The 20,386-nt window shown below is 64.3% G+C and carries 20 protein-coding genes; 8 read left to right on the forward strand and 12 right to left on the reverse strand.

Annotation, left to right across the window (positions count from 1 at the left end; genetic code table 11):
* Nucleotides 1-28: 28 nt before the first annotated feature.
* Both CAURIM_RS02470 and guaA read left to right on the forward strand, forming a co-directional pair.
* Nucleotides 29-955: a LysR family transcriptional regulator gene (locus CAURIM_RS02470; RefSeq protein ID WP_070446485.1), complete on the forward strand. Its 927-nt coding sequence runs from the start codon at nt 29-31 to the stop codon at nt 953-955.
* Between the two features lie 24 nt (nt 956-979).
* Entirely contained in the window at nt 980-2,548 is a 1,569-nt protein-coding gene (guaA, locus tag CAURIM_RS02475; RefSeq protein WP_201828673.1) for a glutamine-hydrolyzing GMP synthase, read from the forward strand.
* 327 nt (nt 2,549-2,875) lie between these two features.
* Here the strand turns inward: guaA and CAURIM_RS02480 are convergent, their stop codons facing one another.
* The 3 genes from CAURIM_RS02480 to CAURIM_RS02490 are packed head-to-tail and all read right to left on the reverse strand — an operon-like array spanning nt 2,876 to nt 6,258.
* Nucleotides 2,876-4,036 (reverse strand): HNH endonuclease signature motif containing protein, encoded by a 1,161-nt coding sequence (locus tag CAURIM_RS02480; protein WP_201828672.1) that lies wholly within the window; start codon nt 4,034-4,036, stop codon nt 2,876-2,878.
* A 33-nt stretch (nt 4,037-4,069) separates the two neighbouring features.
* The gene (locus CAURIM_RS02485; RefSeq protein ID WP_201828671.1) at nt 4,070-5,191 is read right to left on the reverse strand and encodes a threonine aldolase family protein; all 1,122 of its coding nucleotides are present in this window, start codon (nt 5,189-5,191) and stop codon (nt 4,070-4,072) included.
* Between the two features lie 11 nt (nt 5,192-5,202).
* Nucleotides 5,203-6,258: a PspC domain-containing protein gene (locus CAURIM_RS02490; RefSeq protein ID WP_201828670.1), complete on the reverse strand. Its 1,056-nt coding sequence runs from the start codon at nt 6,256-6,258 to the stop codon at nt 5,203-5,205.
* 112 nt (nt 6,259-6,370) lie between these two features.
* Here CAURIM_RS02490 and CAURIM_RS02495 point away from each other — a divergent pair, with 112 nt between their 5' ends.
* The gene (locus CAURIM_RS02495; protein WP_201829449.1) at nt 6,371-7,519 is read left to right on the forward strand and encodes an ATP-binding protein; all 1,149 of its coding nucleotides are present in this window, start codon (nt 6,371-6,373) and stop codon (nt 7,517-7,519) included.
* A 2-nt stretch (nt 7,520-7,521) separates the two neighbouring features.
* A complete protein-coding gene (locus CAURIM_RS02500; RefSeq protein WP_070446475.1) occupies nt 7,522-8,175 on the forward strand; it encodes a response regulator in 654 nt (217 codons plus the stop codon).
* 109 nt (nt 8,176-8,284) lie between these two features.
* Here CAURIM_RS02500 and CAURIM_RS02505 read toward each other — a convergent pair whose 3' ends face one another.
* Nucleotides 8,285-8,695, reverse strand: coding sequence for a hypothetical protein (locus tag CAURIM_RS02505; protein ID WP_201828669.1), 411 nt, complete (start codon nt 8,693-8,695; stop codon nt 8,285-8,287).
* 59 nt (nt 8,696-8,754) lie between these two features.
* Between CAURIM_RS02505 and imuA' the strand changes: the two genes are divergently transcribed.
* Nucleotides 8,755-9,438, forward strand: coding sequence for a DnaE2-dependent mutagenesis accessory factor ImuA' (gene imuA' / locus CAURIM_RS02510; protein ID WP_236659326.1), 684 nt, complete (start codon nt 8,755-8,757; stop codon nt 9,436-9,438).
* Complete coding sequence (locus CAURIM_RS02515) at nt 9,435-10,979, forward strand: DNA polymerase Y family protein (RefSeq protein ID WP_201828668.1); 1,545 nt, start codon at nt 9,435-9,437, stop codon at nt 10,977-10,979. The genes imuA' and CAURIM_RS02515 overlap by 4 nt, the downstream gene beginning before the upstream one ends.
* Before the next feature lie 5 nt (nt 10,980-10,984).
* Here CAURIM_RS02515 and CAURIM_RS02520 read toward each other — a convergent pair whose 3' ends face one another.
* Entirely contained in the window at nt 10,985-11,638 is a 654-nt protein-coding gene (locus CAURIM_RS02520) for an AMIN-like domain-containing (lipo)protein (RefSeq protein ID WP_070446467.1), read from the reverse strand.
* A 98-nt stretch (nt 11,639-11,736) separates the two neighbouring features.
* Here CAURIM_RS02520 and CAURIM_RS02525 point away from each other — a divergent pair, with 98 nt between their 5' ends.
* Nucleotides 11,737-12,606 carry a sucrase ferredoxin gene (locus tag CAURIM_RS02525; protein WP_070446465.1) on the forward strand — a complete coding sequence of 290 codons (870 nt, stop codon included), beginning with the start codon at nt 11,737-11,739 and terminating at the stop codon, nt 12,604-12,606.
* A gap of 88 nt (nt 12,607-12,694) precedes the next feature.
* Here the strand turns inward: CAURIM_RS02525 and CAURIM_RS02530 are convergent, their stop codons facing one another.
* From CAURIM_RS02530 to CAURIM_RS02545, 4 genes are all read right to left on the reverse strand, one after another.
* Nucleotides 12,695-13,375, reverse strand: coding sequence for a methionine ABC transporter permease (locus CAURIM_RS02530; RefSeq protein WP_070446463.1), 681 nt, complete (start codon nt 13,373-13,375; stop codon nt 12,695-12,697).
* Complete coding sequence (locus CAURIM_RS02535; RefSeq protein ID WP_070718482.1) at nt 13,372-14,415, reverse strand: methionine ABC transporter ATP-binding protein; 1,044 nt, start codon at nt 14,413-14,415, stop codon at nt 13,372-13,374. Before CAURIM_RS02535 ends, CAURIM_RS02530 begins: the two co-directional genes overlap by 4 nt.
* Before the next feature lie 107 nt (nt 14,416-14,522).
* Entirely contained in the window at nt 14,523-15,359 is an 837-nt protein-coding gene (locus tag CAURIM_RS02540; protein ID WP_201828667.1) for a MetQ/NlpA family ABC transporter substrate-binding protein, read from the reverse strand.
* A gap of 33 nt (nt 15,360-15,392) precedes the next feature.
* Nucleotides 15,393-16,292 carry a MetQ/NlpA family ABC transporter substrate-binding protein gene (locus CAURIM_RS02545; protein WP_070446457.1) on the reverse strand — a complete coding sequence of 300 codons (900 nt, stop codon included), beginning with the start codon at nt 16,290-16,292 and terminating at the stop codon, nt 15,393-15,395.
* 163 nt (nt 16,293-16,455) lie between these two features.
* Here CAURIM_RS02545 and CAURIM_RS02550 point away from each other — a divergent pair, with 163 nt between their 5' ends.
* Nucleotides 16,456-19,593 (forward strand): error-prone DNA polymerase, encoded by a 3,138-nt coding sequence (locus CAURIM_RS02550; protein ID WP_201828666.1) that lies wholly within the window; start codon nt 16,456-16,458, stop codon nt 19,591-19,593.
* Nucleotides 19,594-19,598: 5 nt separating this feature from the next.
* Here the strand turns inward: CAURIM_RS02550 and CAURIM_RS02555 are convergent, their stop codons facing one another.
* The 3 genes from CAURIM_RS02555 to CAURIM_RS02565 are packed head-to-tail and all read right to left on the reverse strand — an operon-like array spanning nt 19,599 to nt 20,336.
* Nucleotides 19,599-19,946, reverse strand: a complete 348-nt coding sequence (locus tag CAURIM_RS02555; RefSeq protein WP_236659325.1) for a hypothetical protein — start codon at nt 19,944-19,946, stop codon at nt 19,599-19,601.
* Nucleotides 19,946-20,068, reverse strand: coding sequence for a hypothetical protein (locus tag CAURIM_RS02560; RefSeq protein WP_256364858.1), 123 nt, complete (start codon nt 20,066-20,068; stop codon nt 19,946-19,948). The genes CAURIM_RS02555 and CAURIM_RS02560 overlap by 1 nt, the downstream gene beginning before the upstream one ends.
* A gap of 7 nt (nt 20,069-20,075) precedes the next feature.
* The gene (locus CAURIM_RS02565; RefSeq protein WP_070446452.1) at nt 20,076-20,336 is read right to left on the reverse strand and encodes a helix-turn-helix transcriptional regulator; all 261 of its coding nucleotides are present in this window, start codon (nt 20,334-20,336) and stop codon (nt 20,076-20,078) included.
* Nucleotides 20,337-20,386 lie beyond the last annotated feature (50 nt).

Genomic DNA, 20,386 nt, shown 5'->3' on the forward strand with positions numbered 1-20,386 from the left:
TTAACACGTACCTGTTAGGGATTCTGTCATGTTGGATCTGCACCGTCTGCGCATTCTCTACGAGCTGCAACGCCTCGGCACCGTCACTGCCGTGGCGGAATCGCTGCGCTATACGCACTCGGCCATCTCCCAACAACTGGCACAGTGTGAAAAAGACGTCGGCGTGGCGCTCTATGAGAAAGTCGGCCGGCGAGTGCGTTTGACGGAGCAGGGGAAAATCCTTGCGTCTTATGCTGAGCGGATGCTCGCCTTGGCGGATGAGGCCGAGTCACAGGTCATTGCATCCACCAACGCGGTGCGTGGCACGATCAAGGTCACGACGTTTCAGACCATCATGTCCTCGCTGGTCCCGCGGGCGCTGACGGAGCTAGCCAGGGAGTACCCGGACCTGCGCGTGCAGATCATCCAGCGCGAAGCCGATGGCGCGATGGAGCTGCTGGCGCGCCGGGAGGTGGACCTCATCCTGGGTGAAGAGTATGAGTCGGACATGCCCGCCACGGATGAGCACACCCACCGGGAGCTGCTTCTCGACGACCCCCTACGTCTCATCACCCCGCTCACCGGCCCCTGGAGCGAGTTGTGCTTAGAGGATTTTGCAGCGTTCGATGACGAAATCCCTTTTGCCATGGACCCGGAGGAGTTTTTACTGGGGCGCTTCGTCCACCGTCTGTGCCGCCGGCATGGTTTTAACCCCAGCGTGCTCTATGAAACCCCGGATCCCTTCTTGCACGCGCACTTGGTGCGTACGGGCCACGCGGTGGCGGTGATTTCGGACCTTTTTCTTGAGGAGATCGAAGGCGTGCGTGTGGTTGCTTTGCCTGGTAATCCCACCCGCACGCTCTACACAGCGGTGCGTGCTGGACGCGAGGGACACCCCGCTCTGCGGGCGTTTCGGGCCGCGTTGGGCAAGGCCGCTATTACTGCGAAAGATTATGGGCCACTCCCTGCGGTCTAGGGCGCGGGTTCTTGCGTTAAACTGATGACCGTGACTAACCCAAATACAACCCCGCGTCCTGTCCTCGTGGTGGACTTTGGCGCCCAGTACGCGCAGCTCATCGCCCGGCGCGTGCGTGAGGCCAACATCTACTCCGAGGTTGTCCCCAATTCTGCCTCGGTGGAGGACATCAAGGCCAAGAACCCGGCCGCGCTGATCCTCTCCGGTGGCCCGTCCTCCGTATACGCGGACGGCGCCCCTGCTCTGAAGCCGGAGCTGCTCGAGCTCGGCATCCCGGTCTTTGGTATCTGCTACGGCTTCCAGTCCATGACCCAAGCCCTGGGCGGCACCGTGGCCTCCACTGGTGCCCGCGAGTACGGCCGCACGGACATGACCGTGTCCGGCGGCGTGCTGCACAAGGGCCTGGAGGACACCCACAAGGTGTGGATGTCTCACGGCGATTCGGTCACTGAAGCCCCGGAGGGCTTTGAGGTGACCGCGTCGTCGGAAGGCGCTCCCGTGGCAGCCTTCGAGTGCCTGTCCAAGCAGATGGCCGGCGTGCAGTATCACCCGGAAGTCCTTCACTCGCCGTACGGCCAGGAGGTGCTCACGCGCTTTTTGACTGAGGTAGCAGGTTTGGAGCAGAACTGGACCGCAGAGAACATTGCGGAGCAGCTCATCAACGATGTGCGCGAGCAGATCGGTGAGGAAGGCCGTGCAATCTGCGGCCTGTCCGGTGGCGTGGATTCCGCCGTAGCCGCAGCCCTCGTGCAGCGCGCTATCGGTGACCGTTTGACTTGTGTCTTCGTTGACCACGGCCTGCTGCGCGCGGGTGAGCGTGAGCAGGTGGAGAAGGACTTCGTGGCGTCGACTGGCGCCAAGCTCATCACCGTGGATGAGCGCGAGGCCTTCCTCAACAAGCTGGCCGGTGTGACCGAGCCGGAGGCCAAGCGTAAGGCCATCGGTGCGGAGTTCATCCGTTCCTTCGAGCGCGCCGTCGACCAGGCTCTGGACGGCCAGGATGCCGCGTTCTTGGTGCAAGGCACGCTGTACCCGGACGTGGTGGAGTCCGGCGGTGGTGACGGTACTGCGAATATTAAGTCCCACCACAACGTGGGCGGCCTGCCTGACGACGTCGAGTTCGAGCTCGTCGAGCCGCTGCGCCTGCTCTTCAAGGATGAGGTCCGTGCGGTTGGCCGCGAGCTGGGCCTGCCGGAGGAAATCGTGGCGCGCCAGCCTTTCCCGGGCCCGGGCCTGGGTATCCGCATCATCGGCGAGGTCACCGAGGAGCGTCTGGAGACGCTGCGCCAGGCGGACCTCATCGCGCGTACCGAGCTGACCAACGCTGGCCTGGACGGCGAGATCTGGCAGTGCCCGGTGGTGCTGCTTGCCGACGTCCGCTCCGTCGGCGTCCAAGGCGACGGCCGCACCTATGGCCACCCGATCGTCCTGCGCCCGGTGTCCTCCGAGGACGCCATGACCGCGGACTGGACCCGCCTGCCGTACGACGTGCTGGAGAAGATCTCCACCCGCATCACCAACGAGGTCAAGGATGTTAACCGAGTCGTGCTCGACGTGACGTCGAAGCCGCCGGGAACCATCGAGTGGGAGTAAAAGCGAAGCGAAGCAAACTCCCAGACGCTGCGTAGCGCGGCCGTGCCCTAACTAACTGGGCGCGGCCGCGCTCCCGTTTTCCGCCCCTGGCACTCAGTTCCGCGGAATGGAGCTGAAGCTCCTGCGCGCCCGCCGCAGCCGCAGGCGTCAGCCGGCACCATACGGTTAACACGCATGCCGCTAGCGTGCCCGTTGCCAGTATCGACGGCGTTAGTACGCACGGCACAAGGGCACATACCTCTTTAACGCGCGCGCGAGTAGCCGCACGCCGAGCAAGTTTTCTCAGCGAGCGGCTGGTTAAAGCGGTTGTGTGATTAGGGCGAAGCTCTACAGGTGGGATGAACTCGGTGGCGGGTCCGGAGGTTTGCCGGAGTTCTGCGGCGGCGCGCCGGGGGCAGAGCCTGGTGCCGCACGCGGCGTGGAACGTGGGGCGGGCGGGCCGGATGTCGGCGGATCCGTGGATGTTCGAGCAGGCGGGTGGGCCGGGCTTTCGATGGGAATCGGCGGCCCCGCCCACGGCGGCAGGTAGTGCACGCGGCCATCGATGCGGTCGAGGCGCCCGCGGCCGGTGGGCTTTTCCGGATCATCGTCATTGACCGCATTGTGGTAGGCACACAGCGGCACCAAGTTGGCCATATTCGTCGGCCCGCCATCTTGGAAGCGGGTGAGGTGATGAATCTGCGAGTCCTCAGCAGGTGCGTTGCATCCCGGCCACGCGCACGTCGGGTGCTCCGCCGACAACGCCAGGCGCTGCTTGGTGTTGGCGAAACGGCTCGCCATGTACAGGTTTACGGGGCCGTGGTGGGGGTGGACGAGGGTGATGAGGCCGACGTCGGCAAGCTTTTCGCGCACGAACTCCGCACCCGTCATCGTCGCGCCATTCGTCAGCTGCAGTTCGATCTCTTCACCATCACCATCGACGATGCGGTCCAGCTCATCCAAGCGCACGATGACGTTCGACTGCAGCGTCTGGCCGGAACCACCGCCGCCGCGGAACACGGTATGCGCTGCGGTGAGCAAATCTTGATCCGTGGACTTGAGCACGGCCAACAGCTTGGAAATATTGAGCGAGGAATCCGTAATGCTCAGCGTGTGGTTGCGGCCCGCGCGCCGCGTCACCCGCACGCCCGGTGCAGGGTCCTTCGGCGGACGCCATTCTTTGAGCTTGGCCTTCGCCACCATGGGGATTTTCTCCCGCGGGGTAGCAGCCAGTAGTTGGCGCAGCTCCCAGGCCCTGCGGGCTTTAAGCTTGGAACAGTAGCGCTCAATCTCAAGGAGCGTGAACACGTCGTGGCCCGTACGGCGTGCCTTGCGCTGCCGGGAGCAGAACATCGTGTCCCCGAAATACACCGCGTGCAGATTCAGCAGCTTCTCCGCGAAATCTGGTCGCGCACCCATCTGAACCAGCTGCGCGCGCGTAACACCGGCGCATTGCTCGACGACGTCCAGCCCGCGCGCTAGTGCTTGAATGTAACCCCCCAGTTGCATAGCCCACAGCCTAAACCAGGCCGGGGAACCACGCTACTTGAGCGCAGAAATCGCAGCGCAGAGCTTATCGACGTCCCCCTCTTCCGTCGACCACGCCGTACAAAAACGCACCACCCGCAGGCCTTCGTGTTCTTCGAAGAACTGGCACACGAAGTCCTGCGAGAGTTTGTCTTCCTGCTCGCGGGTTAGCAGAGCGAACTGCTGATTGGTGGGGGAGTCAAAGAGCATGTTGATGCCTGCGGCGCGGAATGCCTCGGCGATGCGCTGGGCCTGGGCGTTGGCGCGGGCGCAGATCTGTTCGTAGAGGGTGGTTGCTGCCGCGCTGTTTACCTCATTGCCCGGGGTGGCTGCTTGAGCGCGAGTGCAGGTTGCGTTTGCTCCAGTTAACGCGTCGGTGGGGGCATTAGGTGGGGCGCTGAAGAGGGCAGCGAATTGCGCGCCGAGCAACCAGCCCTTAGCCAGCAGGCCACCGTTTTGTTTCATGGCATTGCGAAAGCGCGGCGCACCCGCGGGGAAGACGATGGCTTCGCCGAAGAGGGCGCCGCATTTGGTGCCGCCGATGGTGAAGACGTCGACAAGCGCGGCCAGGTCCGGCAGGGTGATATCTGAAGCGGACAGACCGTAGCCGAGGCGGGCGCCGTCGACAAACAGGCCCAACCCGTACTCATCGCAGACCGCGCGCAGGGCCACGAGTTCGGCGCGGGAGTAGGCGGTGCCAAACTCAGTGGGTTGGGTGATATAGACCAGCGCCGGCTCCGGCATGTGCTCTTCCACCCCGGAGGCGCGGTACTCATCCATGCACGCGCGGACCTGTGCGGCGGTGATCTTTCCCAGCTGGTTTGGCAGCGTGATGACCTTGTGCCCGGTGTGCTCGATAGCACCCGTCTCATGGGTGGCGATGTGCCCGCTATCCGCCGCAATAACACCTTCCCAGGGGCGCAGCCGGTGGGCGATGATGGTGGCGTTGGCCTGCGTGCCACCGACCATGAAATGCACCTCGGCGTTCGGTGCCTGGCAGGCAGCGCGGATGCGCGCAGCGGCCGTGTTGCAAAGCTCGTCGGTGCCGTAGCCGGCATAAGCCCCGCCTGCCCCCGCGATGGCATCAAGGACGCGGGGGTGAGCGGAGCGGTGGTAGTCGTTGCCGAAGTGAATCATGGTGGGCCAGTTTAGCCGGTGACGGTAAGCTCGCCGATACCTGCGTCGATGTGAATCTTCAACAGTGCATCAGGGTCCTGACGTTCGGTGCAGTTACTCTCACCCAGGCCGTCATCGCAGGTCAGCGAGACAGGGATGTCCTTCGGGAGGATGACCTCGACGGCGCCGATGCCGGCGTCGACGGTGACATCGTGCTCGTCTTTCAGGCCGTGGAGCTGGCTGAAGTCTACCGTCGATTCGCCGATGCCCAGGTCGTAGTATTCCTTAAGCTCCTCTTCATGGGTGGGGGCAAAGTGCTGTTCACCGGCGTTAAAGCGGAAGCTGAAACCGGACTCCTCGTCGGCCTCGGCGACGAAGGTGACTCCAAGGAAGGCAATCGTCAGGGCCGCTCCCACAGCGCCGAGGGCAATCGCGCCCTCGACCCACTGCGAACCGCGCTTCTTTGTCGGTTCCTCCCGCGGGCCCGGCTCCGGCAGGTCCCAGGCATCGGGCACCACGCCGAGTGGATCCCAAGACGGCGGAGTCCTACGCCCTGGCGGGAAGGGGTGGCCGTCTGCCGGGGTATAAGGGTTGAGGTTGACAGGTTCCTCGCGCACCGGCTGCTCGGCGGCCAATAGCCCGCTGGGCGGTAGCGGTTCGCGTTGGTGAAGGGCGTACCACGCCAGCGCCAACAGTCCGAAGGTCAACACAGCGGGCGGAAGTCCGGCGAGGAATTGTCCGCTGAGGAACAGTGGGCCGGAGCTAAAAGTAAGAAGAACACCGACAATCAGAATCCAGCCGAGCTCTTGTTCCTCCTTGACACCATCCTTGCCCAAGGCCGCATCGAGCGGGCAGTAGGGCGAGCCAAAGCGCGGCATGAGCGCCCACGCGGCGAGGTAGGCGGCGATGCCACCGCCGAAGGCGAGTGACGCGACCACGAAGGCTACGCGCACGATCGTGGGGTCGAGCTGATAGCGCACCGCGATGCCTTCGCAGACACCAGCGATCTGCGCGTCGCCGCCCTGTTTCTTGGGAAGGCGGACGGGGCGGGTCGTCCACATCTGGTTGAGCGTGCTGTTCTTCGTCATACTTTTATGGTGCCGCGTGGGGCCGCGTGGCGGTATCGGTAATCGCCCTGATTTTTCGGCCTCAGGGTTGTCCCTGATGTGCCCGAGGGTGGGGCGTGGGACTATGGCTAGTATGACTTCGCCCTATGTGCCCGCAGAAAACGCGGCGCCTTATCCCGTGATGTCGCGCCCCCAGTCTGGCCGCGTGGTCGCCGGCGTGGCGGCGGGATTGGCGCAGAATCTTGGGGTCTCGGCGCTCTCCGTGCGCATCGCTTTGACCGCGTTGACCTTGCTGGGCGGGGTGGGGGCGATGGCCTATGCCGGTCTGTGGATTTTCACGCCCGCGCTTGACGACGCCCCCTCCACCCGCCGCAGCCCCCTCTCCCTCGTGCTGGTGCTCTTGGCGCTGGCGGGTAGCGCGGTGGGCGTGTTGGGGGTTTCGGGGGCGTCGTTAAGCGCGGCGGTGCCGTTGGCGGTGGTGGCCATCGGCGCGGTGTTGGCGTGGTTGGCCTATGACCGCGGCCTGAACACGCCGGTGGGCCTGGTTGCCGTGGCGGCGGGTGCCGTTCTGGTCATCGGTGGCGTCGTGGTGGCGGCGGTGACGTGGGAGAGCGGATCGGGTTCGGCGATCCTGGCCACGGCACTGACGCTGGTGGGCTTTGGTGCGCTGGTGGTGCCGCTGGTGCTGAAGCTCTGGCGTTCGCTGTCGCAGGAGCAGGCGGCGAAGGCGGTTTCGGAGGAGCGCGCCGAGATTGCCGCCCGCCTGCACGATTCGGTGCTGCAGACGCTGGCGCTGATTCAGAAGAGGGCGGGGGATTCGCGTGAGGTGACGCGTTTGGCGCGTGCCCAGGAAAGGGAGCTGCGCGCCTGGCTTTTCGACGCCCCCTCTGCGGCCCCCACCACCTGCTTTGGTGCCCTCGAAGCGGCGTGCGGGGAAGTGGAGGATCTCTTTGATATGCGGGTATCCGCGGTGACGGTGGGCGAAGACGCGGAGCTAACGGAATCCGCGAAGCTGCTTATCCAGGCAGCGCGCGAGGCCATGGTGAATGCCGGCAAGCACGCAAGCGTGGACGTGGTGGATGTCTACGCGGAGTTGTTGGCGGGCGAGCTGAGTATCTTTGTGCGCGATCGCGGGGTGGGTTTCGATGTGGAGGATATTCCCGCTGATAGGCACGGGATTCGTGACAGTATTCGCGCGCGCGTAGAGGGATCAGGTGGGTGCGTGCGGATTTCTTCGACCCCGGGGGAGGGCACCGAGGTGGAGCTGGAGGTAGCGTTATGAGCATGGTGAAGGTCTTTTTGGTTGATGATCACTCCGTCTTCCGCGCGGGTGTGCGCGCAGAGCTGGCGGTGGCCCCGGAGATTGAGATCGTGGGTGATGCTGGCACTGTCGCGGAGGCGCTGGAGGGCATTGCGCGAACCTCGCCGGACGTGGTGCTTCTCGATGTCCACATGCCCGACGGCGGCGGCCTCGCCGTTATTAATGGGACGGCACATCAGCCGTCGCGTCCGGTGTTTTTGGCGCTGAGCGTGTCGGATGCGGCGGAGGATGTGATTGCGCTGATCCGGGCGGGCGCGCGCGGGTATGTGACGAAGAATATTTCCGGCCCGGACCTGGCCGAGGCGGTGGTGCAGGTGCACAGCGGGGATGCGTATTTCTCGCCGCGCCTGGCGGGTTTTGTCCTTGATGCTTTTGCCTCCGGTTCGCCCGCCCCGGAGCCGGAGGAGGGGCAAGACCCAGCGGTGGATGCGCTCACGCGGCGTGAGCTGGAGGTCTTGCGGCTGCTTGCGCGCGGCTATACGTACCGCGAGATTGGCAAGCAGCTGTTCATTTCGGTGAAGACGGTGGAAACGCACGCCTCCAATATTTTGCGCAAGACGCAGCAGTCCAACCGCCATCAGCTCACGCGCTGGGCCACCTCGCGCGACCTGGCTTAGACGCCCGGCCGAGGCGGGTTGGCAAAGGCGCTGGCGCAGACAGCCCCGCACAAACCAGGATCGGGGGCCGGTGGAGGTGGTCGCCGCTCACGCAGTTAGTCCGGCGGGGTTAGGCAGGGGGCGCGTAGGCGAGCTTGCGGGAGCCGTCAACGTGGGGGAAGAGCAGGAAGGCCGCGCCTGAAACGAGCGCCCACACCAGCGCGCTGCCCCAGGCAGGAAGCGCGAGGAGCGGGGAGAACATGACCATCAGCCACAGCGCCATAAGCGGGATGAGCTGTGCGGCGTTGGGCAGCATGGTGACGTTGTGGCGCTGGGCATAATCGCGCAGATTAGCACGGTAGGGGTGCAGGAATACGAGCGCGCAGGCGGCGATGAGGAAGAGCAGGCTGAGTCCTAGCGCGAGGCCGAAGTGGATGCGGCTCGCCCCCACTGCTACAGCGGCGCCAGCTAACAGCGAGGCACCGAGGCGTACCCGCGGCGGAGTGGGGATAGGGGTGGTGTGCGCGCGGAGGGGATTCATGGCGCCTAACGCTACCAGCGCAATTGCGCGCGTCCGGGAAGAGGTTCATAATAGGAGCCATGAATCAAACAGGTGTTCGTTTGGCGGGTGGCTCCCGGGCTGACCAGATTGCGGTTCTGCGCGCCCAGATTCAACGCCTGGAAACCCCGGGTGATTCTGCGCAGGTGCAGCCGGAGGCGGAGCTCCTCGGAGTCCCTGAAAAGCTATCTGAGCTGCTCCCGGGTGGTGGTCTGCCCCGCAAGCAGGCAACCGCCTGTGCGGAATGTGCTGCGCTCGTGGTGGAGCTGATATCCCATGTTAGCGCGGCAGGCGGACACGTCGGGGTGGTGGGTTGGCCCGATCTCCTACTCGCACAAGTGGCCGAGGAGGGTGATGTCTCCCGGGTTATCACGGTGCCCGATCCAGGCGTAGAGCCCTGGGCGGTGACCGGCGTGCTGTGCGAGGGGCTGGATCTAGTCGTGCACAAAGGCACAGGCGCGCTGAGCCCCACGCGGGCGCGCCCCGTGCTGGCAAAAGTGCGGGCTGGGCAGGCGGCCCTGCTTACCGTGGGAACCCGGCTGCCGGGCACAGCCGTGGAGATAGGCGCGGAAGTTATCGCTGTGCATGGCGTGGGCCGGGGCAGCGGGCGGATTCGGGGGGTTGATATAGGGGTGCGGGTGGCGTCGGCAAGCATGCGCTCGCGGCGTGGAGTGCTCACATGTGGGCAGCGGCCGGACACTCGCCCGCGCCTGGAGGTCGTGTGAGGGTCGCGGCGCTGTGGTTCCCGGATTGGCCTATCCAGGCGCTGCAGGACGCAGACAGGGCAGCATGCGCTATCGCTGCCCAGCACCGCGTGGCGGTGTGCAACGCGGCGGCGCGCCGGGCGGGGGTGCGCCGCGGAATGCGCGTGCGCCAGGCCCAAGCTCTCCTACCGGAGCTGCGCGTGGAGGAGGCCAACCCGGACCGAGACGGCGTGGTCTTCGCGGAGATTGCCGCGGGGCTGGACGCGGTGGCCTCCTCGGTGGAGGTGCTGCGTCCGGGCCTGGTCATCGTGGATGCGGGCGCGGCCGGGCGTTTCCACGGCAGCGAGGAGAAAGCAGTGGAGATGCTTGTCGACGCCACCGCCAGATCCCACCTCGACGCCACCGTCGGCGTCGCTGATGAGATCGCCACCGCGCTGATTGCCGCGCGCCACCACAACCTGGGCGCGGTAGTTCCGGCAGGCGGCTCGCGCGACTTTCTGGCTCAGCAGCCGGTGGGAGTATTGGCCGCGGAGGTGGCGCTGGGGTGTTCGGCGGACGTGGTGCATGCCTTGGGGCAGCTGGGCGTGCGCACGTTAGGGGAGCTGGCGAGCCTGCCGCTGCGCCAAGTTACCACCCGTTTCGGCGAGGCTGGACGGCGATGCCACGCGGTGGCCGCGGCGGCACCGGATAGGCGCGTGGCGCCGGAGCTTGCGCGCCCCGACTTAGGCGTGGAGCAGGGCTTCGAAGAACCCTTGGAGCGCGTGGATGCTGCGGCTTTCGCTGCGCGTCAGCTCGCGGCGCGCCTGCACGTGCTGCTCGATGAGGCCGGCGTGGTGTGCCTGCGCCTGTGCGTTGCCGCGGAGTTCGAGGGTGGCGAGCGCCTGGAGCGGATTTGGCGTACCCAGGAAGCGCTCAGCGAGGCCGCTACAGCGGACCGCGTGCGCTGGCAGCTCGATGGTTGGCTGAGTGCTGCGCGGGCGGGTAGTGCGCCGGGTGAGGGAGGGGGCATCGTCAAGCTGGCGTTGGAGCCGGTGGAGGTTACCCCGCCGGGGGATGGGCTCCTGTGGGGCGCGGGCGAATCCGCGGAGCAGGCCAAGCGCGTCATCGCGCGGGTGCAATCCCAGCTGGGGGTAGATCGCGTGCTGCAGCCCCGCCCGGCGGGCGGGCGTGGGGTGGCCGAGCGCATCGAGTACGTCCCCTACGGCGAACAGCGTGACCCGCAGCCGGAGGGCACCTGGCCCGGGCGCATCCCCGCGCCGCTCCCGGCAAGCCTGGCGCACCCGGCCGCGCGGATCCGGCTTATCGACGCCTCATCGAAAGACATCATCGTCACCGCCGAGGCCCTCCTCTCCGGGGAGCCGGCGGGCCTGGGGTGGGGGCGCCACCGCTACCGGGTGACCGGTTGGGCTGGCCCGTGGCCCGTGGACTCTGAGTGGTGGGAAGCAGGTGCGGCGCAGCGCTGCGCGCGCCTGCAAGTCGTCGGGGAAAACGAGAAAGGCCAGCGCGCCTGGCTCCTCGTGTGGGCAGGCGGACGCTGGTCGGTGGAGGCAACCTATGCCTGAACTGTTTAGTTCAGGATGTCGATAACCAGGCGCGTCGGTGCCTTGAGCACCTGAACCGAGTATGGGTGGCGCCCATCAAGCCCGATGACAAACTGCGAGCGGGCCTCGAAGGTGCCGCTGCTGACCACCTGGGTCACCAGCCCGCCGGCACCCTTCACGGTACCGATATTCGGGTCTTCCATATCAAGTTGGAAAGGGTAGGCGGTGCCGTCGATGCTGACGTCGAGCGCGGTGGAACCGTTGTAAGCAATCGGGTTGCCGGATCCCTGCTGGGCGGGGGAATCGGTGTAATCGATGAACCAGCCCGGTGAACCGTCTCCGACAAACTCGAAGACCACGCGGTCAAAACCTTCATGCTTGCCCACGCGGACATCGGTCACCACCAGTTCCGAGGGAGCTGGTGGACGGAGGGTTTTCATCTCCATGTTGGCGTCGCCCAGCGGGGTCAGCCCAGCCGGTGCGGCGGGGGAGGGGGCAGTGGGAGTAACGGTAGCCGTGGAGGTGGAGGCGCCGGACAGGGTGGCGTCGAGAGTCTTCGTGGGGCCGTCGGAGCTGCCGTCCGGAGCGGAAGACGGAGCGCATCCCTGAAGCGCGAGTGCACCCGAGACAACGAGTGCGGCCACTGGGGCGGCTGTGCGCAAGAGGTTATGTTTCGGCATGACTTCGAGCGTAGTGGCACTACGGGGAATTATATGCATCGAGCTAAGCATCGTAACCACATTGTTGTGAAGAAAGTGATGCCAGTTAAGATGGCGTCATGACCTTCTGCTCCGACGTCCAGGTCGAGCCCCTGGCCGGTACCGCAAAACAAGAATCTGTGTACGTCCTCTTTGAGTGGCCCACGGCGTGGTCTCGTGACGTGCTTGACGGGCGTACCTTTGGCCCCGGCTTGACTGCGAAGCTCAAGGCCAAGCTCAAAGGCGTGGCGGGCCTGCAACTCATTCGCCGCCCTGGGCGTGCCGGGCATGAGCGGGGGACGGGTCACTTCCGCTGTTTCGTCGTGTGGGCACGCGAGGGGTTGGTACAGGATTACGTCCTCAACGGCCCGGAGGACATCCTCGATCTGGATCTGGAGCATCCCACTGGCACGTGCCTGCCGCTGGTGCTCGTGTGTACCCACGCCAAGCGCGATGCCTGCTGCGCTATCAAGGGCCGCCCGCTTGCTGCTTCCCTGGCGTGCGAATTTGAGGAGACCGTGTGGGAAACCTCCCACACCAAGGGGCACCGTTTCGCACCGTCGGTGCTCCTGATGCCGTGGGGATATTCTTTCGGCCGCCTCAACGTGGACGCTGGCCGCGAGCTCGTGGGCAAGGCTCTGCACGGCGAGTATTTCTACCCCGCCAACCGTGGTTCCGGTCTTCACACTCCCCAAGGCCAGGTAGCGGAGCTTGCAGTAGCACGCCAGCTTCTCGACGCCTCCGAGTCCCTCCACTACGGCGACCTCACCGTCGACGCGGCGGAAACCCCCGCCGCGAAGAATAGCGTCGTTGTGCGCCACCGCGACGGCCGCGCATGGGACGTAGAGCTCGAAGAAAAAGAGGCCTCCGGCGTCGTCTCTTCCTGTGGAGACGAGCCGAAGACCTCTTCCTACTTTGCCGCGTGCCGCGTCGCGCGACGTGGCACGTAGGATAAGGACGCGGCGCATAAGATATGAACGCGGCGCTTAGAGTACGGGCGTGACACCCTAAACCGCGCCGAGCCATGCGCAGGCGCGGCTAGCGGCGCATAATCTTGGCCGAGAGCCAGTTGCCGAAGAACTGAGCTGCCTGCACCAGCACAATGATGATGAGGGTGGCCACCACGGTGACCTCCCACTCGAAGGCGCGGTAGCCGTAGACAATGGCGAAGTCACCCAAGCCACCGCCGCCGACGTAGCCCGCCATCGCGGACATGTCGACGATGCCGATGAACAGGAAGGTGTAGCCCAGCACCAGCGGGCCGAGTGCCTCCGGAATGATGACCGTGGTGATGATCTTCCACGGCGAAGCACCCATCGCGCGGGCTGCTTCAATCACGCCCGGATCCAGCGCCACGAGGTTCTGCTCGACGATGCGCGCCACCGCGAAGGTAGCCGCGATAACCATGACGAACGTGGCCGGTTCGCGGCCGATGGAGCTGCCCAGCACCGCCACCGTCAGCGGCTGCACAAAGGCCAGCAAGATAATGAACGGAATCGGGCGAATAAAGTTCACCAGGATATTGATGACGAAGTGGATAGGCTTGTTCTGCAGGATGCCACCTGGGCGCGTGGTGTAGAGCAGGATGCCCAGCACGAGACCGATGATGCCGGCGACCACCAGGGTGGTGGCGACCATGATGAGGGTGTCCTTGATGGCGTCGACAAGCGTGCCGCCCAGTCGATCCCAATTGGCCTGCGCGAGGTAGGTGACGTTCATCGTTGGATCTCCTCAATATCGGTGGTGCGTTGCATGTGTGCGTAGAAATCTTCAATGGCCGCTTCCGGCCCGTTGAGTCGCACGGTGATCTTGCCAAAGGAGTGCTTCTGCAAGGTGGTGATGCCACCGTGGACCACGGCAATAGACACGTCCTTGTCCGCGAGCTTGCCGGCGGCGTCGAAGAAGCCCGACTTTTCCGTCAGGTTGATGGTGAACAGGCGGCCCTCGTGGGCCAGCAGGTCATCGGCCTCAACGACGTCCGGGGTATTGCGCAGCGAGGTGGCCACGAACTTCTCCGCCACCTTGGTCTGCGGATTGGAAAAGACCTCATAGACGCTGCCGGCCTCGATGACGTGGCCGTTTTCCATGACGGCTACCTTGTCGGCGATGGAGCGCACGACGTCCATCTCGTGGGTGATGACCACGATGGTGATGCCGAGGTCGCGGTTGACCTTGCGCAGCAGGTCGAGCACCTCGTGGGTGGTGGTGGGGTCGAGCGCCGAGGTGGCTTCATCCGCCAGCAGCAGGGAAGGGTTATTAGCCAGGGCACGGGCGATGCCGACGCGCTGCTTCTGGCCACCGGAGAGCTGCTCTGGGTAGTTATCGCCCTTGTCCGCCAGGCCGACGAATTCTAGCAGCTCCTGGACGCGCTGTTGACGCTCCTGCTTGTCGACGCCCTGCAGCTTCAGCGGGTACTCAATATTGCCCGCCGCGGTGCGCGAGGACATGAGGTTGAACTGCTGGAAGATCATGCCGATGTTGCGGCGAATGCCCCGCAACTTGGATTCGGGCAGGGGGACGACATCGGTGCCGTCGAGAAGCAGCTGCCCCGAGGTTGGCTTATCCAGTCCGTTGATCATGCGCACCAGCGTGGACTTGCCGGCACCGGAGAAGCCGATGATGCCGATGATCTCACCGGGCTCGACGGTCAAAGAGACATCATCAAGCGCTTTCGTGGTGGTTTTCTTGTTTTTAAAGACTTTGGTGATATTGCGGAATTCAATCCGGGTGCCCCGGTGGGCGCCTTGGTGTTCAGTCACGTGGTTTTCCTTTGTACGTGTCCGTGTGATGAGTGAGGAGGGAGTAACGGGCAAAATCCCCCGGGTCACGCAACTAAGCGTGAGCGCGGGGGAGGGGGGAGATGTGCTTAGCTAGAGGAGGCTTCTTCTTCCAGCCGCTCCAGAATCTCCTGAAGCTCTGCCTGCGGTTTATCCACAAAGATAGTGGTTCCACCCGTGGTGTCTTGCACTGCGGCCTTCACCTCGTCGGAGAGGTAGAGCTCGGCCAGCTTCTTGACCTTCTCGTTGTCCTTGTCCTTTTCCTGCACAGCCCACACGTTGACGTAGGGGTCGAACAGGATCTTCGGGTCGGCGTTGGGGTTTTCCGGGTCGTCGTAAAGCACGGCGTCGGCCGGGTTGATACCCGCACGCTTGAAGAAGGAGTTGGTGATGATGGCGGGCTTGCCTTCGCCGAAGGCGGACGGGGTCTGGGAAGCATCGACCGGGGTGACACTCACCTTGGATGCGGCCTCGTCGATGTCGGCGGGGTCCGGGGTGAGCTTGCCCTCTTCCTTGAGCACCAGCAAACCGTTGGCGGCCAGCAGGTTGATGGCGCGGCCCTTCCAGAACAGCGGCATGGGGTAGACCTGCGTGGAGGCCACCGGAACGAGGTTCGTGCCGTTGCCCACGTTGTACTCAGCGAGGAACTTTAAGTGCTGAAACTTGTTGGTATCCGTGCTGCCCTCTGCCAGGGACTGGTTGGGGGTGGCGTAGTCGGTGAAGCTCTTCATCTCGATTTCGATGCCTTCCTCGGCAGCGAGTTCCTTGAGCACGCCCCACTCCGGAAGTTCGGCGTCGGTGGTGCCGACGATGATGGGATCTTCGGCGGTGCCGGCGGCGAAATCGGAGCTTGCAGACGAGCAGGCGACCAAGCTGGTAGCAGCAAGCAGGCTAGCGGCGGCTGCTACGAGACGGCGGATGCGCATGATTCGTCCTTTACTAGTCGGTGGTGGGTTTGTTTAGACCTGCTCTTCGAGGCGGTCCAGGATCTCCTGGAGCTCCTCCTGGGAGCGGTCGACGGCCACGGCGGTGTCGCCGGAGGACTTCAGAACGGCGTCGGTGACCTTCTGGTCCTTCCACAGCTCAGCCAGTTCGTGGAGGGTTTCGTTATCGGCGTCGTCGGCGCGCACGGCCCAGACGTTGATGTAAGGCTCAGCCTCGGTGGAGTCCGGGTCATCCTGAGCGACGGCAGACTGCGGGTCAATGCCAGCGCGCTCGAGGAAGGAGTTGTTGATGACAGCCGGCTTGCCCTCGCCATACGCGGCCGGGGTCTGGGCGGCATCCACCGGGGTGACCTTGACCTTGGACTTCTTTTCATCGATGTCCAGCGGGGTGGGGGTCAGCGGGCTACCTTCCTTGAGAGTGACCAGGCCTTCCTGAACCAGCAGGCCGATGGCGCGGCCCTGGTTGGTGGAGTCGTTCGGAATGGCGACTTCCTGGCCCTCGATGTCAGCGAGGTCCTTGTGGTCCTTCCAGTAGATGGCCAGCGGGTAGATCTCGGTGGCGGCCAGCGGCACGAGGTCGGTGCCGTTGCCCTTGTTGTACTCAGCCAGGAACTTCAGGTGCTGGAACTTGTTCGTCGTCAGCTTGCCCTGGTCCAGAGCCTGGTTCGGGGTGTTGTAGTCGGCGAAGTTCTCCAACTTGACGTCGAAACCGGCTTCTTTGGCCAGGTCCTGGAATACGGCCCACTCTTCCATGTTGGCGTCAGTGGTGCCGATGGTGATGGTGGAGTCCTTGGTAATGGCCTCGCCGGATTCCTTGGACTCAGCGGAGTCCGAGGAATCGGAGGAGCAAGCAACCAGGCCGGTTGCAGCGATGACGGCTGCCGAGGTGGCGGCAAGTACGCGACGGATGCTCATGGTGGGTTCTAGTGTCCCTTCTTGGTTTGTGCGGCAAGTCGTGTCACCGCAGGAGTTTGCACTGCAGGAAAAACTAGCAACGATTGAACCGCTTTGTCTATTCAGGGAATTGTTCAACGACAACCTTGACGGGAACCTGTGTTCGAATCTACTGTGTGAGGCTATGAGGTTTAATGGGGGCAAGGCGCTGCCGTGGTCCCGGGTGGAGAGGATCCTCTCTGGTCGCCCGGGCCCCGTCCCGATCTCGGTAGATCATCTGCCGCAGGCCACGGACGCGCCGAAAGTAGGGCATTCTTCCGTGCCTTTCGCGGAGCTGCACGCGGTAAGTTCCTATAGCTTTCTGCATGGCGCCTCCGAGCCGGAGGGACTTGTGGCGCGCGCCGTCGAGCTGGGCTTGCGGGGGATTGCGCTGGTAGATCGGGATGGATTCTATGGCCTTATGAAGTTTGCGGAGGCTGCCGCCAAGGTGGGTCTGCCCGCGGTCTTTGGTGCGGAGCTTAGTCTCGACCCGGCCCCGCTGACTGTCCTGGCGCGCACACCGGAGGGGTACCGGCGTCTATCCCGGCTCATTGCCCGCGCCCACATGGGGGCGGGGGAGAAGGGGGTCGTGTCCTATCCTTCACTGCCGGAGATTGGTGCGCTGCTGCAGGATGAGTGCCTCTTCCTGGTGGGCTGGGAGTGGTCGGAACATTTCGATCATCTGGTCGATGGAATAAAAATAGACAGCATGGTTTTGGAGTACGCATGTACCCAGCTCCCAGAGGACGCGGACCACCACCTACTGCTGGACTCCTTGCCGGTTCCACGCGCCATCGCTACTGCCCACCCGGCTGCCGCCACGCGGGATCGCGCGCGCTTGGCCGAGGCCAAACAAGCCCTGTCCAGACGCCTCGCGCTTGCCGACGCCTCCCCCAACTCCCACCCCATGGGCTCGTCCTGGCTGCGCTCCGGGGAACAGATGGCGTGCCTGCTGCCTGAGCGCCCCGAGCTGATTGCGGAAACCGTTCGCGTCCTCGAAGAATGCAGTTTTACCTGGGAGGCGCTGGCCCCGAACCTGCCTGACTTCGACGTGCCGGAAGGGCATACCGAGATGTCCTGGCTGGAGCACCTCACCTTCGAGCGCGCGGCAGTTCGCTATGCCACGCGCCCTGAGGAGATTCGGCGCAGGGCGTGGGAGCAGATGCGCTATGAGCTGGGTGTGGTCAAGCAGCTGGGATTTCCCGGCTACTTCCTCATCGTGTGCGATCTGGTGGACTTTTGTAAACGGGAAAACATCCTGTGTCAGGGACGCGGGTCGGCGGCGAATTCGGCGGTGTGCTTCGCGCTGGGGATTACGAATGCGGAGCCGATTTCCGCGGGCCTACTTTTTGAGCGCTTCCTCTCCCCGGACCGTGATGGCCCGCCGGATATCGACATTGATATTGAATCGGGCCGGCGCGAGGAGGTTATCCAGTACGTCTATGCCAAGCACGGCCGCGAGAGGGCGGCGCAGGTGGCGAACGTGATTACGTACCGCCGCAAAGGTGCGTTGCGGGATGCCGCCCGGGCGTTGGGCTACCCGCAGGGCTCGGCCGATGCGTGGTCGAAGGGAATTGCGCCCGCACCTTCGGATGTTGAAACCTTGGCTGAGCAGTTCCTGGGCCAGCCGCGCCACCTGGGTATTCACTCCGGCGGCATGGTGTTGTGCGACCGGCCGATTGCGGATGTCGTGCCCGTGGAGTGGGCGCGCATGGAAAATCGCTCGGTTCTGCAGTGGGATAAGGATGATTGCGCCGCAGCTGGGCTGGTGAAGTTCGACCTGCTGGGCCTGGGCATGCTGGAAGCCCTGCATCACATGATGGACTTGGTGGAGGAGAGTACTGGCCGGGTGGTCAACCTGTGGGAGTTGGATCTGGCTGACGTGGAAGTCTATGACATGCTCTGCCGCGCGGATGCGGTGGGCGTGTTCCAGGTGGAATCGCGAGCGCAGCTGAGCACGCTGCCGAGGCTCAAGCCGCGGGTCTTCTTCGACCTTGTAGTGGAGGTCGCGCTCATCCGGCCGGGCCCCATCCAGGGTGGTTCGGTGCACCCTTATCTGCGCCGCCGCGATGGTAAGGAGCCGGTCACCTATGACCATCCGGTGCTAGAGAAGTCCCTGGGCAAGACACTGGGAATTCCGCTCTTTCAGGAGCAGCTCATGCAGATTGCAGTCGATGCTGCCGGGTTCAGCGGCGCGGAGGCGGATGACCTGCGGCGCGCGATGGGCTCGAAACGCTCGCCGGCCAAGATGGCAGCGCTCAAGCAGCGCTTCTATGAGGGCTTGGAGGAAACCAACGGGATTACCGGGGAAATCGCGGACAAGCTGTGGGCCAAGATCGTGGCCTTCGCCGCCTATGGCTTCCCGGAGTCTCACTCGCAGTCTTTTGCCTCCTTGGTGTACTTTTCGGCGTGGTTTAAGCGCTATTATCCGGCGCAGTTTTGTGTGGGCCTGTTGCGCGCGCAGCCAATGGGTTTCTACTCGCCGCAGTCCCTCATTCAGGATGCGCGCCGCCACGGCGTGGAGGTGCTGCCGGTCAGCGTCAACGAGTCGGGTCGCGAAGCGCGCGTGGTGGTGGGCACGGACGGTGAGGTACGCATTCGCCTGGGCCTTAACCTCATCAAAGGCTTGGGTAATAAAGCCGCTGACCGCATTGAGGTGGCCGCGCCGTTTGCCGACGTCCCCGATCTCTCCCGCCGCGCCGATCTCACCGTCGATCACGTGGAGGCCCTCGCGGTGGCGGGGGCCTTGGATGTCTTTGGGGTGGACCGCCGCCAAGCACTGTGGCAGGCGGGCGTGGCCGCAACAGAACGGGCGGGGATGCTGCCGGGTCTGTCTGCTATCGAGGCGCCGTCTTTGCCGGGGATGAGTGCCTTTGAGCTCATGGCGGCGGACGTGGCAAGCACCGGCGTGACCCACAACCAGCAGCCGATGGAGCAGATCCGCGGGCAATTGCAGGCCCGTGGAATTCTGTCGGCGGCGGATCTACCGGCCGTGGAGGATGGCACCCGCGTGCGCATCGCCGGGGTGGTCACGCACCGCCAGCGCCCGCAGACTGCAGGCGGTGTGGTCTTCTTTGGTTTGGAGGATGAGACCGGGTTGATGAACGTCATGGTCTCGCCCGGCCTGTGGGCCCGGGATAAGGTGACGGCTCGGACGGCACCCGCGCTCATCGTGCGCGGTATCGTGCAGAATGCTTCCGGTGCGGTCACCGTTGCCGCGGACCAGCTAGAGCCGCTGGCCTTTGGCGAGGCGCTCTCGCGCGGCTCGCGGGATTTCCGCTAAGCGGTTTACTCCTTGGAGATGAGCTCGTCGCGGTTCATCTTTCCAGCGAGGGAACGCGCCACGGAGAAGGGTAGCCACACCAGCAAGAGCAGGATGAGCTTGAAGTAGAGCAGGGATACGAACACGCCATCCATGATGGGCATGGTTCGCGCACCCCAACTAATGATGCCGGTGAGCAGCAGCAGAATGACAAGTGCGGCGAGGGAGAACTTGAGGCCGTCGTCACGCGCTTCGACGTGCTGCTGCATTTGGTACTCATCGAGTTCCGTCGTGGGAAGGTCAGCGGCGCCAATCGTTCTGCGGAGGCGGGCGGTCAGCAGTGCGGTTAGTAGCGTTCCGAGGGCGGCCACCATCAGTGAGGTGAACAGGTCCCAGAACTGCAGGGGAAGGGAAGGCAGATGAGGAGGGTGGAGAGCTCAGCCAGGGTGGTGTAGCGCTTGCGGGCCTTGACGGAATCGGGAATAGAGGCGGACATGTGTGGCTTATCCCTTTCGGTAGATTTCGGAGGACATAGGAGTGAATTCGGTCCGGGAGAACACGGCTTCCACGGGTAAGTCGAAGACCTCGCAGATGTTGAAAGCAAGATCCAGGCTGGGGGAGTGGTCACCGCGCTCGAGGGCGCCAATGGTTTGGGGGTTGACCCCGATGGCGTCGGCAAGCTGTGCACGCGTCATGTCCCGTTCAACGCGGAGCACGCGGACCCGGTTAAATAGTGGGCGGGTTGGCTTTTTCTTTGGGGACATGCACCACAGTGTTGTATAAACCCAACGACTTGTCAAGGGTTCGTGTTAAA

Origin of the sequence: Corynebacterium aurimucosum, from assembly GCF_030408555.1 — a bacterium.
GTDB classification, from domain to species: domain Bacteria; phylum Actinomycetota; class Actinomycetes; order Mycobacteriales; family Mycobacteriaceae; genus Corynebacterium; species Corynebacterium aurimucosum.

Bases quoted from the DNA above. Each gene is read 5' to 3' on its own strand.
- CAURIM_RS02490 (WP_201828670.1), bottom strand. From the start codon at position 6,258: ATGACGAAGAACAGCACGCTCAACCAGATGTGGACGACCCGCCCCGTC.
- CAURIM_RS02525 (WP_070446465.1), top strand. From the start codon at position 11,737: ATGACCTTCTGCTCCGACGTCCAGGTCGAGCCCCTGGCCGGTACCGCA.
- CAURIM_RS02485 (WP_201828671.1), bottom strand. From the start codon at position 5,191: ATGATTCACTTCGGCAACGACTACCACCGCTCCGCTCACCCCCGCGTC.
- CAURIM_RS02500 (WP_070446475.1), top strand. From the start codon at position 7,522: ATGGTGAAGGTCTTTTTGGTTGATGATCACTCCGTCTTCCGCGCGGGT.
- CAURIM_RS02495 (WP_201829449.1), top strand. From the start codon at position 6,371: ATGACTTCGCCCTATGTGCCCGCAGAAAACGCGGCGCCTTATCCCGTG.
- CAURIM_RS02470 (WP_070446485.1), top strand. From the start codon at position 29: ATGTTGGATCTGCACCGTCTGCGCATTCTCTACGAGCTGCAACGCCTC.
- CAURIM_RS02545 (WP_070446457.1), bottom strand. From the start codon at position 16,292: ATGAGCATCCGTCGCGTACTTGCCGCCACCTCGGCAGCCGTCATCGCT.
- imuA' (WP_236659326.1), top strand. From the start codon at position 8,755: ATGAATCAAACAGGTGTTCGTTTGGCGGGTGGCTCCCGGGCTGACCAG.
- CAURIM_RS02540 (WP_201828667.1), bottom strand. From the start codon at position 15,359: ATGCGCATCCGCCGTCTCGTAGCAGCCGCCGCTAGCCTGCTTGCTGCT.
- CAURIM_RS02550 (WP_201828666.1), top strand. From the start codon at position 16,456: ATGAGGTTTAATGGGGGCAAGGCGCTGCCGTGGTCCCGGGTGGAGAGG.
- CAURIM_RS02565 (WP_070446452.1), bottom strand. From the start codon at position 20,336: ATGTCCCCAAAGAAAAAGCCAACCCGCCCACTATTTAACCGGGTCCGC.
- CAURIM_RS02480 (WP_201828672.1), bottom strand. From the start codon at position 4,036: ATGCAACTGGGGGGTTACATTCAAGCACTAGCGCGCGGGCTGGACGTC.
- guaA (WP_201828673.1), top strand. From the start codon at position 980: ATGACCGTGACTAACCCAAATACAACCCCGCGTCCTGTCCTCGTGGTG.
- CAURIM_RS02520 (WP_070446467.1), bottom strand. From the start codon at position 11,638: ATGCCGAAACATAACCTCTTGCGCACAGCCGCCCCAGTGGCCGCACTC.
- CAURIM_RS02505 (WP_201828669.1), bottom strand. From the start codon at position 8,695: ATGAATCCCCTCCGCGCGCACACCACCCCTATCCCCACTCCGCCGCGG.
- CAURIM_RS02530 (WP_070446463.1), bottom strand. From the start codon at position 13,375: ATGAACGTCACCTACCTCGCGCAGGCCAATTGGGATCGACTGGGCGGC.
- CAURIM_RS02555 (WP_236659325.1), bottom strand. From the start codon at position 19,946: ATGGTGGCCGCCCTCGGAACGCTACTAACCGCACTGCTGACCGCCCGC.
- CAURIM_RS02560 (WP_256364858.1), bottom strand. From the start codon at position 20,068: ATGTCCGCCTCTATTCCCGATTCCGTCAAGGCCCGCAAGCGCTACACC.